At 72.4% G+C, this 13,139-nt stretch carries 11 protein-coding genes and 1 pseudogene; 8 read left to right on the top strand and 4 right to left on the bottom strand.

Going from position 1 to position 13,139, the window contains the following annotated elements:
* The first annotated feature begins 128 nt into the window (after positions 1 to 128).
* On the top strand, positions 129 to 698 hold the full coding sequence (locus OIE49_RS25695) for an NADAR family protein (RefSeq protein ID WP_326804317.1): 570 nt from the start codon (positions 129 to 131) through the stop codon (positions 696 to 698).
* A 208-nt stretch (positions 699 to 906) separates the two neighbouring features.
* Here OIE49_RS25695 and OIE49_RS25690 read toward each other — a convergent pair whose 3' ends face one another.
* The gene (locus OIE49_RS25690; RefSeq protein WP_326804316.1) at positions 907 to 1,590 is read right to left on the bottom strand and encodes a DUF4190 domain-containing protein; all 684 of its coding nucleotides are present in this window, start codon (positions 1,588 to 1,590) and stop codon (positions 907 to 909) included.
* Positions 1,591 to 1,801: 211 nt separating this feature from the next.
* Between OIE49_RS25690 and OIE49_RS25685 the strand changes: the two genes are divergently transcribed.
* The 3 genes from OIE49_RS25685 to OIE49_RS25675 all read left to right on the top strand — a co-directional run bounded on the left by OIE49_RS25685 (position 1,802) and on the right by OIE49_RS25675 (position 4,966).
* Positions 1,802 to 2,887 carry an adenosine deaminase gene (locus OIE49_RS25685; protein ID WP_401740165.1) on the top strand — a complete coding sequence of 362 codons (1,086 nt, stop codon included), beginning with the start codon at positions 1,802 to 1,804 and terminating at the stop codon, positions 2,885 to 2,887.
* A gap of 29 nt (positions 2,888 to 2,916) precedes the next feature.
* Positions 2,917 to 3,615: a glycerophosphodiester phosphodiesterase gene (locus OIE49_RS25680; protein WP_326804315.1), complete on the top strand. Its 699-nt coding sequence runs from the start codon at positions 2,917 to 2,919 to the stop codon at positions 3,613 to 3,615.
* A gap of 148 nt (positions 3,616 to 3,763) precedes the next feature.
* Positions 3,764 to 4,966, top strand: coding sequence for a serine hydrolase domain-containing protein (locus OIE49_RS25675; protein ID WP_326804314.1), 1,203 nt, complete (start codon positions 3,764 to 3,766; stop codon positions 4,964 to 4,966).
* On the opposite strand, the pseudogene OIE49_RS25670 reads toward OIE49_RS25675, so the two are convergent.
* The 3 genes and pseudogenes from OIE49_RS25670 to OIE49_RS25660 all read right to left on the bottom strand — a co-directional run bounded on the left by OIE49_RS25670 (position 4,959) and on the right by OIE49_RS25660 (position 8,352).
* Positions 4,959 to 5,484 (bottom strand): annotated as a pseudogene (locus tag OIE49_RS25670) (HXXEE domain-containing protein). The gene OIE49_RS25675 and the pseudogene OIE49_RS25670 overlap by 8 nt on opposite strands.
* A gap of 40 nt (positions 5,485 to 5,524) precedes the next feature.
* Entirely contained in the window at positions 5,525 to 6,715 is a 1,191-nt protein-coding gene (locus OIE49_RS25665; protein ID WP_326804313.1) for an ABC transporter substrate-binding protein, read from the bottom strand.
* Positions 6,716 to 6,903: 188 nt separating this feature from the next.
* A complete protein-coding gene (locus OIE49_RS25660; protein ID WP_326804312.1) occupies positions 6,904 to 8,352 on the bottom strand; it encodes a gamma-aminobutyraldehyde dehydrogenase in 1,449 nt (482 codons plus the stop codon).
* 181 nt (positions 8,353 to 8,533) lie between these two features.
* Between OIE49_RS25660 and OIE49_RS25655 the strand changes: the two genes are divergently transcribed.
* From OIE49_RS25655 to OIE49_RS25640, 4 genes are all read left to right on the top strand, one after another.
* Entirely contained in the window at positions 8,534 to 9,043 is a 510-nt protein-coding gene (locus OIE49_RS25655; protein ID WP_199836821.1) for an Lrp/AsnC family transcriptional regulator, read from the top strand.
* Positions 9,028 to 10,407, top strand: coding sequence for an aspartate aminotransferase family protein (locus OIE49_RS25650; RefSeq protein ID WP_326804311.1), 1,380 nt, complete (start codon positions 9,028 to 9,030; stop codon positions 10,405 to 10,407). Before OIE49_RS25655 ends, OIE49_RS25650 begins: the two co-directional genes overlap by 16 nt.
* Positions 10,408 to 10,663: 256 nt before the next feature.
* Positions 10,664 to 11,407, top strand: coding sequence for an ABC transporter ATP-binding protein (locus OIE49_RS25645; RefSeq protein WP_100571702.1), 744 nt, complete (start codon positions 10,664 to 10,666; stop codon positions 11,405 to 11,407).
* Positions 11,389 to 13,107, top strand: a complete 1,719-nt coding sequence (locus OIE49_RS25640; RefSeq protein ID WP_326804310.1) for a pentapeptide repeat-containing protein — start codon at positions 11,389 to 11,391, stop codon at positions 13,105 to 13,107. Before OIE49_RS25645 ends, OIE49_RS25640 begins: the two co-directional genes overlap by 19 nt.
* Positions 13,108 to 13,139 lie beyond the last annotated feature (32 nt).

Raw genomic sequence — 13,139 nt, 5'->3', positions numbered from 1 at the left:
GGCCAGGGGCCGCAACAAGGGATTCCGTTGTTGCCTTTTGGTTACGCGACGGAATCTGTCGACCAGGTGTCGAGTCGGCACGGAAAAGGCAGGACGGTGTGTCAGTGGTGCGTGCCACACTCGCGTGCATGGGGAACATCGACTCCTGGCAGGCTCTGACCAGGGAAGTCAGCGCGGGAAGGCGCGTGCGCTACCTGCACTTCTGGGGACATCGGCCGCACCCGGACGGCCGGGTCGGACCGAGCTGTCTGAGTCAGTGGTGGCCGTCGCCGTTCACCGTGGACGCGGTGCCGTACGCGACCGCGGAGCACTGGATGATGGCCGGCAAGGCGCGGCTGTTCGCGGACGCGGAGGCGGAGCGGCGGGTGCTGGCCGCGCGGCATCCGGCCGAGGCCAAGAAGGAGGGGCGGCTCGTGCGCGGCTTCGACGAGCGCGTATGGGAGCGCGAGCGGTTCCGGATCGTGGTGGAGGGCAGCGTCCACAAGTTCGCCGCCCACCCCGCGCTGCGCGAGTTTCTGCTGGCCACGGGCGAGCGCGTGCTGGTAGAAGCCAGTCCGGTGGACCGGATATGGGGCATCGGACTGGCCGCGGGCGACGAGGCGGCGGCCGATCCGGAGCGCTGGCGCGGGCCGAACCTGCTGGGCTTCGCCCTGATGGAGGCACGCGAGCGGCTGCGGGCCGGTACGCGGGCGAGCTGACCGGCCCGCACGGAGTGCGGGCCGGGCTCGTGGCGACGTACGGGCCGGTCTGGTGGCGCGTGGGCCAGTTTGGCGGCGGCGTACGGACCAGTCCGGCAGCACGCGGGCCAGTCCGGCGGCCGCGTGCGGCCGGGCGGCGGCGGGCGGACCGGGGCGGCGGCGGGCGGACGGGCGGCGGCGGCCCGCACCGAGTGCGGGCCGACGCCGGTCAGCGGCCGGTCAGGACGGTCACGGCCGGCAGGGGGGCGCGGGCGCCCTCGTCCTGGGAGCTGTCCGAGACCTCGACGGTGTTGACATAGACGACGCCGACGACCAGCAGGGCGATCGTGACGAGGCCGAGGACGATACCGATGATTCCCGTGATCAGGCCGGCCTGGGCCTGGCCGCGATTGTTGGCCTCACCGCGATCGGCCTTCCGACGGCCCTTGACGCCGAAGACCACGGCGAGGACCCCGAGCACCACGCTGAAGATGCCGTAGAAGCAGAACCCCACGCAGGACAGGATGCCGAGCACCATGGCGGCGGTGCCCATCCCGTTCTGCGCGGGCATCGGCATGCCGGGCCAGCCATGGCCCGCTGCCGGATACGCGGGGTAGCCGTACCCGCCGGGGACCGGGCCGGTGGGCACGCCCGGACCGGTGGGCGCGACGGGCGGCGGCGGTACGGAGCCCGCGGTGGGGGCGCCGAAGCCGGGCGGCGGGAAACCGGCCCCCGGCATCGAGATCATCGTCTCCTGGTCGTGCACGGAGGGCGGGGGGAAGCCGGACGGCTGATCCGGCCCGAAAGGCTGGTCCGGGGCCGGCGGGTTCTTCTCCAGAGAGGGTCTGTTACCGGGCGGCGCCCACGGATCCTCGGCTCCCGCGCCACCGCCGGCCTGCGTTCCGTCCGTCATGTCCTCGTCTCCCCCTCGATCGATCGCCCCGCCATGCTAAGGCCTGGCCCGCGCGGGCGGACCGCCGGGCACCGGGCGGCTCCGCCCTCCGCTCCGGGAGGCGGCCCGGGGGCGGCGGCGAGGCATGCGCCTACGATGACGGTGCTCACCGATCAGCCGATCACCCGCGCCGCGCCCCAGGGCCCGCGGCGCCCTTCCCGGGAGGGAACCCTTGACCGACCAGTACGCACCCCGTGACCCGCACACGCTGCTCGACCCGCAGGCGCCGCGTGACCGGCAGGCCTTCATCGCCGGACTGCCCAAGGCCGAACTGCACGTGCACCACGTCGGCTCCGCCTCCCCCCGGATCGTCTCCGAGCTGGCCGCCCGCCACCCCGACTCCAAGGTGCCCACCGACCCCGAGGCCCTGACCGACTACTTCACCTTCACGGACTTCGCCCACTTCATCGAGGTGTACCTGTCCGTCGTGGACCTGATCCGCACCCCGGAGGACGTCCGGCTGCTGACCTACGAGGTGGCCCGCGACCTGGCCCGGCAGCAGGTCCGCTACGCGGAGCTCACCATCACGCCGTTCTCCTCCACCCGGCGGGGCATCGACGAGCGCGCCTTCATGGACGCGATCGAGGACGCCCGCAAGGCGGCGGAGTCCGAGTTCGGGACCGTACTGCGCTGGTGCTTCGACATCCCCGGCGAGGCCGGACTGGAGTCGGCCGAGGAGACCGCCCGGCTCGCCACCGACGACCGGCTGCGCCCGGAGGGCCTGGTCTCGTTCGGACTCGGCGGGCCCGAGATCGGAGTACCGCGGCCCCAGTTCAAGCCCTACTTCGACCGGGCGATCGCCGCCGGGCTGCGCTCCGTTCCGCACGCCGGCGAGACCACCGGGCCCCAGACGGTGTGGGACGCGCTGACCGAGCTGCGTGCCGAGCGCATCGGCCACGGCACCAGCTCCGCCCAGGACCCGAAGCTGCTCGCCCACCTCGCCGAGCACCGCATCCCGCTGGAGGTCTGCCCGACCTCCAACATCGCCACCCGGGCGGTGCGCACCATCGAGGAGCACCCCATCAAGGAGTTCGCCCGCGCCGGGGTCCTCGTCACGGTCAACTCCGACGACCCGCCGATGTTCGGCACGGACCTCAACAACGAGTACGCCGTGGCCGGCCGGCTGCTCGACCTCGACGAGCCCGGTCTGGCCGAGCTGGCCAAGAACGCGGTGCACGCCTCCTTCATGGACGCGGCCGGCAAGGCCCGCGTCGCGGAGGAGATCGACGCCTACACCGCACGGTGGCTCGCGCCCTGAGCGGGACCCGGCGGGACACAATGGGGCACATGCAGACCGTGACCGCCGTGGCACACCGCGGCGACCCCTACCGCTTCCGCGAGAACACCGTCGGCTCGCTGCGCTCCGCGTTCGGCCAGGGCGCGGACGCGGTCGAGATCGACGTACGGCTGACCCGGGACGGTGTTCCGGTGCTGCTCCACGACGAGTCGCTGAAGCGGCTGTGGGCCCATGACCGGCCGCTGCACGCGCTGTCCGCGGCGGAGGTGCGCGACGTGACGGACGGTCTGGTGCCCACGCTGGAGGACGCGCTCACCGCGACGGGCGACGGCCGGGTGATGATCGACCTGCCGGGCCCGGCCCGCCCGCGGGCGGTGCGGCGGATCGTCGACGTGGTCGAGGCGTGCGGGGCCCGGGACCGCGTGTACTACTGCGCGGGCGCGGAGGCCATGCTCGCGGTGCGCGCCGCCGACCCGGCCGCCGAGATCGCGCTGACCTGGACGACCCTCGCGTCGCCGCGGGCCGGGCTGCTGGACGCGGTGCGGCCCCGGTGGCTGAACTACCGCTTCACGCTGGTGGACCGGGACCTCGCCGCCCGTGTCCACCGCGACGGCTACCTGCTGTCCGTCTGGACCCCCGACACCCGCCGCTCCCTGCGCCGTCTGCTCGACCTGGGCGTCGACTCGATCACGACCAATCGCGTCGATCTGCTGCACACCCTGCGCACCGGGCAAACGGCGGCACCGTAGGGGACGGCCCCCACAACACCCCGAGACGGCCCGGAACTTGCTCCGGGTCACCTCGGGGGCGGTTGCCCTCCCCGGCGACGATCCACAGACCGCCGCACGCCTGAAGGATGTTCGGCACCAGCCCACCGAACACCTTCCGGGAGCACCGATGCACGCACGCGCCACGGCCCTGACGGCCGCCTCCGTCGCCCTCGCCCTGGTCACCGCACCGATCGCCGCCGCACCGGCCCTGGCCGCACCCGCCCCCGCCGAACCCGCACCGGCTGCCTGCCGCGTCCTCTCCGGCCGGGACTCCCCCGCCGCCGGCCGCACCCCGTCCGGCCCGGACGCCGAAGCGCTGCGTGCCGCCATCGCCGCGCTGCCCGACGCGGACGCCACGGCCGCCCTGGTCCGCGTCGGCGGCACCGGCGGCACCTGGCACGGCAGTGCGGGCGTGCACGATCTGCGCGGCGACCGGCCGGCCGACCCGGACGCCCGGTTCCGGGCCGGTTCGACGACGAAGGTGGTGACGGCGGCAGTCGTACTGCGGCTCGCCGCACAGGGCCGGGTCGACCTGGACGCGCCGGTCCAGCGGTATCTTCCGGGCCTGCTCACCAGGGACTTCCAGCCCATCGCCGTACGGCAGCTACTCAACCACACCAGTGGCATCCAGGCCGGTGACGGCTTCGGGGACGACTTCGAGGAGCAGTACGCGCACCGCTTCGACACACTGACGCCACGCCAGGTGGTGGCGTCGGCGGCGGCCAAGGGGCCGGAGTTCGGGCCGGGCTGCCGGCAGGACTACCTGAACATCAACTACACGATCCTCGGCCTGCTCATCGAGAAGGTGACGGGTCACTCGTACGCCTCCGAGGCCACGCGGCTCGTCCTGCGCCCCGCGGGTATGCGGGACACCTACTTCCCCGGCACCGACCCGCGGATCCGCGGCCCGCACAATCACGGCTACCAGGCGGTGCGCGGGGCCGACGGCACGGCACGCCTCGTCGACGTCACCGACTGGAACCAGGCGGACCGCTGGGCGGCCGGTGACATGATCTCCACGACCGCCGACCTGGAACGGCTCCTGCACTCGCTGTTCCGCGGCCGTATCGTGCCGGGGCCGCAGCTGCGGGAGATGTTCACGGTCCCGGCGGGCATCGAGGGCGCCACCTACAGCGCGGGCCTCCAGCGCTTCGAGTACGACGGCCGGGTGTACTGGATCAAGACCGGCGCCCGGTACGGCTACAGCGCCGTGCTCGGCGCGACCCGCGATCTGAGCCGCACCCTCGTCTACTCGGTCAACTCCACGGATGCCAAGGGCGAGTCCATGAACCCGGTGGCCGAACGCATCGCGCTGGCGGCACTCAGGTAGCGGATCGTCGGCCCAGCAGCCGGTGGGCCGCCGCGTGCGAGGCCTGCGCGGCCCCGCCCGCGAGGGCCAGGCCGAGGGCCAGGTCCCGGGGGCGCGTGGGGCGCAGGACGCCGGCGCGGCGCAGGCGGGCGCGGGCCCAGAGGGTGAAGGGGACGACCACGACGGGCGAGGTCGCGGACCCGGGGGTGTGACCGCGCACCGCCGCGGCCTGGACCAGGTGGACCAGGCCGTGCAGCCCGAAGGCGTTCAGCGTCGTCTGGTACACGGCGGAACGCCCGCCGGTTCGCCCGGCCCGCGGCGGACGCGGCGGCGACCAGCGTGCCCACCAGCCCCACGGCCACCGCGAATTCCCGTGTGTCCACGGATTCGAGCCGCCGCCACACCGCCTCCGGCACCTGGGGGAACCGCTCCCGCAGCACCGGTACATGGCGTCGCAACGACCGCCGCACGGTGGCCAACTCCTCCGCGTCGTGCAGGGCCCAGGCCGCCAGCAGCCCGAACGTGACGGCGGGGCCCACCTGTTGGTCGCTCGGCGTGTGTGTCACGCAGGTGAGTCTGCTACAGGCCGACGATGGCGTTCCAGCGCTTGGCGAAGTCCACGCGTTCCTCGGAGGACATGTCGCGGGCGATGGCGAGGCGCTTGCGCATGGTCGCGTCGGGGAAGATCAGCGGGTTCTCGGCGAGTTCGGCGGTGTCCTTGTCCTTGGAGTCGGCGAGCACGCCCTGGGCCGCAGGGACGGGGCAGACGTAGTTGACCCAGGTGGCGAGTTCCGCGGCCACCTCGGGGTCGTAGTAGTAGTCGATCAGGCGTTCCGCGTTGGCCTTGTGGCCGGCCCGGTTGGGGATCATCCAGGAGTCCGACCACAGTTCGGCGCCCTCCTCGGGCACGACGAAGCGGATGTCGGGGTTGTCGGCCTGGAGCTGGATCACGTCGCCCGAATAGGCCTGGCAGGCCAGGACGTCCCCGCTGACCAGGTCCTTGGTGTAGTCGTTGCCGGTGAAGCGGCGGATCTGGCCCGTGTGGACCTGCCGCTCCACCTGGTCGCAGACCTTGTCGAAGTCGCGGGTCCTCCACTTGGTGATGTCCACGCCGTTGGCCTGCATCAGCAGGGCGAACGCCTCGTCCAGGCCGGACAGCAGCGTGACGCGGCCCTTGAGGTCGCCCGCCCACAGGTCGGAGACCTGGCGGATCTCGCGGCCGAGCTTGCGGCGGTTGTAGGCGATGCCGGTGATGCCCGACTGGTACGGCATCGTGAACTTGCGGCCCGGGTCGAAGGCGGGGTCGCGCAGCAACGGGTCGAGGTACTTGGCCACCTGCGGCTGACGGGCACGGTCCATCTCCTGCACCCAGCCCAGCCGGACGAACCGCGCGCACAGCCAGTCGCTGATCACGACGAGATCGCGGCCCGGATCCTGATGGTTCATCAGCGACGGGCTGATCTTGCCGAAGAACTCGTCGTTGTCGTTGATCTCCTCGACGTAGTCGACGGCGATGCCCGTGCGCTTCTCGAAGGCCTCCAGAGTGGGCCGCCTGTTCGGGTGCTTGTCGTCGGTGTCGATGTAGAGCGGCCAGTTCGCCCAGTTCAGCCGGTGATCGGTGGCGGAGGCGTCCGGGATGGCGCGGTCACCGGGCTGGACGTAGGCGGCGGGCACCCCGCAGCCGGCGAGCGCACCGAGCGCGGCCGTGCCGCCCAGGGCGCGCAGCAGGGACCGGCGGGAGAGCGGGGGCGTCTTCGGAGTCTTGGGCACCGGCCAAGGATGCCGTCCGTGTCCGCGGCCGGACAATCGACGCAGCGTCGAGCACGCCGGGAGGGATCCGACACCTTGTCGATCAACGCCCGGCCGCACCTCGGGCTTCCTGCCCCGGACACACCGCGGCCCCGGACGGTCCGTCCTCCGTCCGGGGCCGCGAGCGGGCGAACCGCCCGGCCGGCGTGTCACGCGTCGAGCGACGTCATGACGTGCTTGATCCGCGTGTAGTCCTCGAAGCCGTACGCCGACAGGTCCTTGCCGTAGCCGGACTTCTTGAAGCCGCCGTGCGGCATCTCGGCGACCAGCGGGATGTGGGTGTTGATCCACACGCAGCCGAAGTCGAGCCTCTTGGACATCCGCATGGCGCGGGAGTGGTCCTTGGTCCACACCGAGGAGGCCAGCGCGTACTCGACGCCGTTGGCCCACTCCACGGCCTGGTCCTCGTCCGAGAAGGACTGCACGGTGATGACCGGGCCGAAGACCTCCCTCTGGATGATCTCGTCGTCCTGCTTCAGGCCCGAGACGACGGTCGGGGCGTAGAAGTAGCCCTTGTCGCCGACCTGGTGGCCGCCGGCCTCGACCTTGGCGTGGGCGGGCAGCCGCTCGATGAAGCCGGCCACCTGCTTGAGCTGGTTGGGGTTGTTGAGCGGGCCGAACAGGACGTCCTCGTCGTCCGGCTGCCCGGTCTTCGTCTCGGCCGCGGCCTTGGCGAGCGCGGAGACGAAGGCGTCGTGGATGGACTCGTGCACGAGGACGCGGGTGGCGGCCGTGCAGTCCTGGCCGGCGTTGAAGAAGCCGGCGACCGAGATGTCCTCGACGGCCTTGTCGATGTCGGTGTCCTCGAAGACCACGACCGGGGCCTTGCCGCCCAGCTCCAGGTGGACCCGCTTGAGGTCCTTGGAGGCCGACTCGGCGACCGACATGCCGGCGCGCACGGAGCCGGTGATGGAGGCCATCGCCGGGGTCGGGTGCTCCACCATCAGACGGCCGGTGTCGCGGTCGCCGCAGATGACGTTGAAGACGCCCTTGGGCAGGACCGAACCGATGATGTCGGCGATCAGGACCGTGGAGGCGGGGGTGGTGTCCGACGGCTTCAGCACCACCGTGTTGCCCGCGGCGAGCGCCGGGGCGAACTTCCACACGGCCATCATCATCGGGTAGTTCCACGGCGCGACCTGCGCGCAGACGCCGATCGGCTCGCGGCGGACGATCGAGGTCATCCCGTCCATGTACTCGCCGGCCGAGCGGCCCTCGAGCATCCGCGCCGCACCCGCGAAGAAGCGGATCTGGTCGACCATCGGCGGGATCTCCTCGGAGCGGGTCAGCCCGATGGGCTTGCCCGTGTTCTCCACCTCGGCCGCGATCAGTTCCTCGGCGCGCTCCTCGAAGGCGTCCGCGATCTTCAGCAGAGCCTTCTGGCGCTCGGCCGGGGTGGTGTCGCGCCAGCCCGGGAAGGCCGCGGCGGCGGCGGCCATGGCGGCGTCGACGTCCGCCTGCCCGGAGAGCGGCGCGGTCGCGTACGCGTCGCCGGTCGCGGGGTTGACCACCTCGGTGGTCCGTCCGTCGGCGGCGTCGCGGAACTCGCCGTCGATGTAGTTACGGAGCTTGCGCAGCCGTCCCAGCTCGGTGCTCACTGCCCGGCCCTCCTGGTCCTGTTCAAGATGTCCCATCGCTGAGGCACCCACCCTAGTCCGCAGTGCCACGTTTTCAACACCCCTGTCGGCGCGAGTTCTGCGAAATCCGCACCTCTCGGTGTCGCAAACAACGAATTTCATCGCCCCGGCCTTGCGGAACTGTCGATACGTCGTGCAGAGTATGGTCGTGCCCAGTCGAAGCGCAGAGCAGAGGGACTCCCGCGAGTCCAGGAACGGCAGCAGCCCGAACCTGGACACCGTCTCCCTCGCCATCATCGAGCAGTTGCAGGAGGACGGCCGCCGTCCGTACGCCGCCATCGGCAAGGCCGTCGGCCTGTCCGAGGCCGCCGTGCGCCAGCGCGTCCAGAAGCTGCTCGACCAGGGCGTGATGCAGATCGTCGCCGTGACCGACCCGCTCACCGTTGGCTTCCGCCGGCAGGCGATGGTCGGGATCAACGTCGAGGGCGACACGGAGTCCGTGGCCGACGCTCTGACCGGCATGTCGGAAGTCGAGTACGTGGTGATGACCGCGGGCTCGTTCGACATCCTCGCCGAGATCGTCTGCGAGGACGACGACCAGCTGCTGGACGTCATCAACAAACGCATCCGGGCGCTGCCCGGCGTGCGCTCCACCGAGAGCTTCGTCTACCTCAAGCTCAAGAAGCAGACCTACATGTGGGGAACCCGATAACCGTGAGCAAGGACCTCAGCCGTACCGCGTACGATCACCTGTGGATGCACTTCACCCGCATGTCCTCGTACGAGAACGCCCCCGTGCCGACGATCGTGCGCGGCGAGGGCACCTACATCTACGACGACAAGGGCAGGCGCTACCTCGACGGTCTCGCGGGTCTGTTCGTGGTCCAGGCCGGTCACGGCCGCACGGAGCTGGCCGAGGCCGCGTCCAAGCAGGCGCAGGAGCTGGCGTTCTTCCCCGTCTGGTCCTACGCCCACCCCAAGGCCGTCGAGCTGGCCGAGCGTCTGGCGGACCACGCCCCGGGCGACCTGAACAAGGTCTTCTTCACCACCGGCGGCGGCGAGGCGGTCGAGACCGCCTGGAAGCTCGCCAAGCAGTACTTCAAGCTGACCGGCAAGCCCACCAAGTACAAGGTCATATCCCGCGCGGTCGCCTACCACGGCACCCCGCAGGGCGCCCTGTCCATCACCGGCCTGCCGGCCCTGAAGGCGCCGTTCGAGCCGCTGGTTCCGGGCGCGCACAAGGTGCCGAACACCAACATCTACCGCGCCCCGCTCTTCGGCGACGACCCGGAGGCCTTCGGCCGCTGGGCCGCCGACCAGATCGAGCAGCAGATCCTCTTCGAGGGCCCGGACACGGTCGCCGCGGTCTTCCTGGAGCCGGTGCAGAACGCCGGCGGCTGCTTCCCGCCGCCGCCCGGATACTTCCAGCGCGTGCGCGAGATCTGCGACCAGTACGACGTGCTGCTCGTCTCCGACGAGGTCATCTGCGCCTTCGGCCGCCTGGGCACCACGTTCGCCTGTGACAAGTTCGGCTACGTCCCGGACATGATCACCTGCGCCAAGGGCATGACCTCGGGCTACTCCCCGATCGGCGCGTGCATCATCTCCGACCGCCTGGCCGAGCCGTTCTACAAGGGCGACAACACCTTCCTGCACGGCTACACCTTCGGCGGCCACCCGGTCTCCGCCGCGGTGGGCCTGGCCAACCTCGACCTGTTCGAGCGCGAGGGCCTCAACCAGCACGTGCTGGACAACGAGGGCGCCTTCCTCTCCACCCTGCAGAAGCTGCACGACCTGCCGATCGTCGGCGACGTCCGCGGCAACGGCTTCTTCTACGGCATCGAGCTGGTGAAGGACAAGCACACCAAGGAGTCCTTCAACGAGGAAGAGACCGAGCGGGTCCTGTACGGCTTCCTCTCCAAGGCGCTGTTCGACAACGGTCTGTACTGCCGTGCCGACGACCGCGGCGACCCGGTCATCCAGCTCGCCCCGCCGCTGATCTCCAACCAGGAGACCTTCGACGAGATCGAGCAGATCCTGCGCGCGACCCTGACGGAGGCGTGGACCAAGCTGTGACCGCGGCGGCCCGGCCGCCGCGCGAAAGGCGCACACCTGCGATCAGCTGATCATCACCGGCCCCGGTGCCGACCGTTCGAGTGAGAAACGGCGGCCCGGGGCCGTGTGCTGTCCGGGCTCCTGACAGGGGCTGCCTAGCGTGCTGTTGACGCGTCACTCTGCGTCGGACCGGCTCCGTGACCCGAGGTCTTCGAACTCGTTCGCCCGTACGGGGGACACGGCACGGCATTCCCGATGAGAACCGAGGTGTACGCCCATGGACGTCCCACCCGAGAACGAGGTGCTCTGGGCGCGGGCCCTGCACTACACCCACGACGACGGCTCGCCCGCTCTCGGCGGCGTCTCCCTCGGTGTGGCGCAGGGCGAGATCCTCGCCGTGAGCGGGCCGAGCGGCAGCGGCAAGACCACCCTGCTGCGGTGCCTGTCCGGCATGACGCGGGTGCGGCGCGGCGAGGTCTGGTTCAACAGCGTCCCCCTGCACAGCCTCGGCCCGCTGGCCCGTGAACGGCTGCGCAGGGACCGGTTCGGCTGGGTCGACCCCGCGCCGGTGCTCGTACCGGAGCTGAACGTCTGGGAGAACACGGCCCTGCCCCTGATGCTTCGGGGCACCAGCCGGCGGCGGGCCAAGGCGGCCGCCCTGGAGTGGCTGGAGCGCCTCGACGTCGGCGACCTGGCGCGGATGCGCCCGCACCGGCTGCGCCAGGCCGAACGCCAGCGCGTCTGCATCGCCCGCGCGCTCGCCCCCTTCCCCACGGTGCTGTTCGCCGACGAGCCGACGGCCCCGCTGCACCGCGCCGACCGCGCCCATGTGCTGCGCACGCTCACCACCGCGGCGCGCTCGCACGGCATCACGGTCGTCCTCGCCACGCACGACCCCGCGACCGCGGCCCTCGCCGACCGGACGGTGCCGGTGCTCGACGGGCGGTGTGTGAGGACCGTGCACCTGCCCCCGGTCGGCGACACGGCGGAAGGCCGGGCCGCGTGCTCGCTCTCCGTCTGATCCGCGTCGCCCGCCCGGGCGTCCACCTGCGCCGTCTGACGGTCGCCGCGGCGTCGGCGGGCACGGGCTTCCTGCTGCTGTCCAGCCTCGGCTACGCGCTCGGCCACCCGGAGCACGCGGCCGCGGCCGCGCTGCGGCTGTCCTGGTGCGTGCTGCCCCTGGCCGCGACGCTGTACCTCGCGGTCGCGGTGGCCCGTACCGACCCGGGGACCCGTCCCCGTCCCGGTCTCTCGGCGCTCGGCCTCGGCCAGGGCCGGCTGATGGCCGTCTCGGCGGCCACCACCGCCCTGGCCTGCGGGCTCGGCTCGCTGCTCGCGCTGCTGGTCTTCATGTCCCTGCGAGGCGTCGGCGCGGCGCAGGCGTTCCTCGCGGCCGGGGAGCCGCTGCCGGTGCCGGCGGTGCTGACCCTGCTGGCCGTCGTCCCCGTCCTCACCTCCGTGGCGGTCGCGCTGGTGCTGTACCCCCGCGAGGCGCGGCCCTCGGCGCCCCGGCCTCCGGACCGGCGGTACGGCCGCTTCGGCGCGTACCGCCGCACCGGCACGCCGGAGACGTTCGGTGCGTACGGCCGCTTCGGCGCCCGGCTCGGCGACGGCACCGCCACGCGCCGGGGCGGCTCGGCGACGGCCTGCGCGACCCGGCCCCGGAACACGGCCGTCAGCACGATGCGAACCGGGGACGGCCCTACCGGGGAAGACCTGACCGGGGCGGACCTGACGGGTACGGACCTGACCGCTGACCTGCCCCGGAGTGGCCTGACCGGCCCCGACCCGACCGGGACCGATCTGACGGGGACCGACCGGACCCGGATCGACCCGACCGGAACCTACCCCGCCCGGACCGACCCGAGCAGGCACGGCCTGACCGGCGCGGACGTGAACGGGACCTACCTGGCCGAGACCGACCGGACCGAGACCGACCCGACCAGGGCCGGCCTGACCGGGGCCGACCTGACCGAAGCCGACCTGACCGAAGCCGACCTGACCGAAGCCGGCCTGGCCGGGGCGGAGCCGGCCGGGGCGTCCGGCGCCCGCGGGGGCGAAGGCGTGCGTGACGGCTCCGATCCCCACCGGCCACCGGCCCCGCGGCAGGCGCCCGCCGGGCTCCCCTGGGGCATCGCCGTGCTCGCCGCCGGGCTGGCCGTGGAGGCGTACGCCGGACAGTCCGCCGACTCCGCGGCCGCCCCGGGACCGACCCTGCCCGGCGGGCTTGCGGCCGACTCCGCCACGGTGCTCGTCGGCTGGCTGATGACCGCCCTCGGCCTCGCCCTGGCCGGCCCCGGCCTCACCCACCTGTGCGGCCGTGTGCTCCAGGCCGCGCGCCCGGGAGCCCTGCGGCTCCTGGCCGGACGCGTCCTGATGACGGAGGCGGGCCGCGTCGGCCGCCCGCTGGGCGTGGTCTGCGCGGTGGCGTCGGGGACGTACGCCATGATCGCGGCCTACGACGGCACCGCCCGGCCGCTCGGCCCGCTGACGGCACTGGGCACGGTGCTCGTCACCGGCTGCGCCCTGACCACCCTCCTGATCGCCGCCGTCGAGGCAAGGCAGTCCCGTGCCGACACCACCGCGGCGCTGCGGCGGCTCGGCGCGCCGGCCACGATGCTGCGCTCGGCCGCCCTCCTGCGCTGCGGCGCCCTGCTGGCCCTGTTCGTACCGCTGACCCTGGTGGTCGCCGACCTCGCCGCACTGCCGCTGCTTCCCTGAGCCACCGGCCCACCGGCCCACCGGCTCGCCGC

Source organism: Streptomyces sp. NBC_01788 (genome assembly GCF_035917575.1).
Taxonomy (GTDB): Bacteria; Actinomycetota; Actinomycetes; order Streptomycetales; family Streptomycetaceae; genus Streptomyces.
The sequence above is the reverse complement of the archived record's forward strand: the minus strand, read 5'-3'. Positions and strand labels throughout refer to the sequence as shown.

Excerpts from the sequence above, each read along its gene's own strand:
- OIE49_RS25695 (WP_326804317.1), top strand. The coding sequence starts at position 129 with ATGGGGAACATCGACTCCTGGCAGGCTCTGACCAGGGAAGTCAGCGCG.
- OIE49_RS25690 (WP_326804316.1), bottom strand. The coding sequence starts at position 1,590 with ATGACGGACGGAACGCAGGCCGGCGGTGGCGCGGGAGCCGAGGATCCG.
- OIE49_RS25680 (WP_326804315.1), top strand. The coding sequence starts at position 2,917 with ATGCAGACCGTGACCGCCGTGGCACACCGCGGCGACCCCTACCGCTTC.
- OIE49_RS25675 (WP_326804314.1), top strand. The coding sequence starts at position 3,764 with ATGCACGCACGCGCCACGGCCCTGACGGCCGCCTCCGTCGCCCTCGCC.
- OIE49_RS25655 (WP_199836821.1), top strand. The coding sequence starts at position 8,534 with ATGGTCGTGCCCAGTCGAAGCGCAGAGCAGAGGGACTCCCGCGAGTCC.
- OIE49_RS25645 (WP_100571702.1), top strand. The coding sequence starts at position 10,664 with ATGGACGTCCCACCCGAGAACGAGGTGCTCTGGGCGCGGGCCCTGCAC.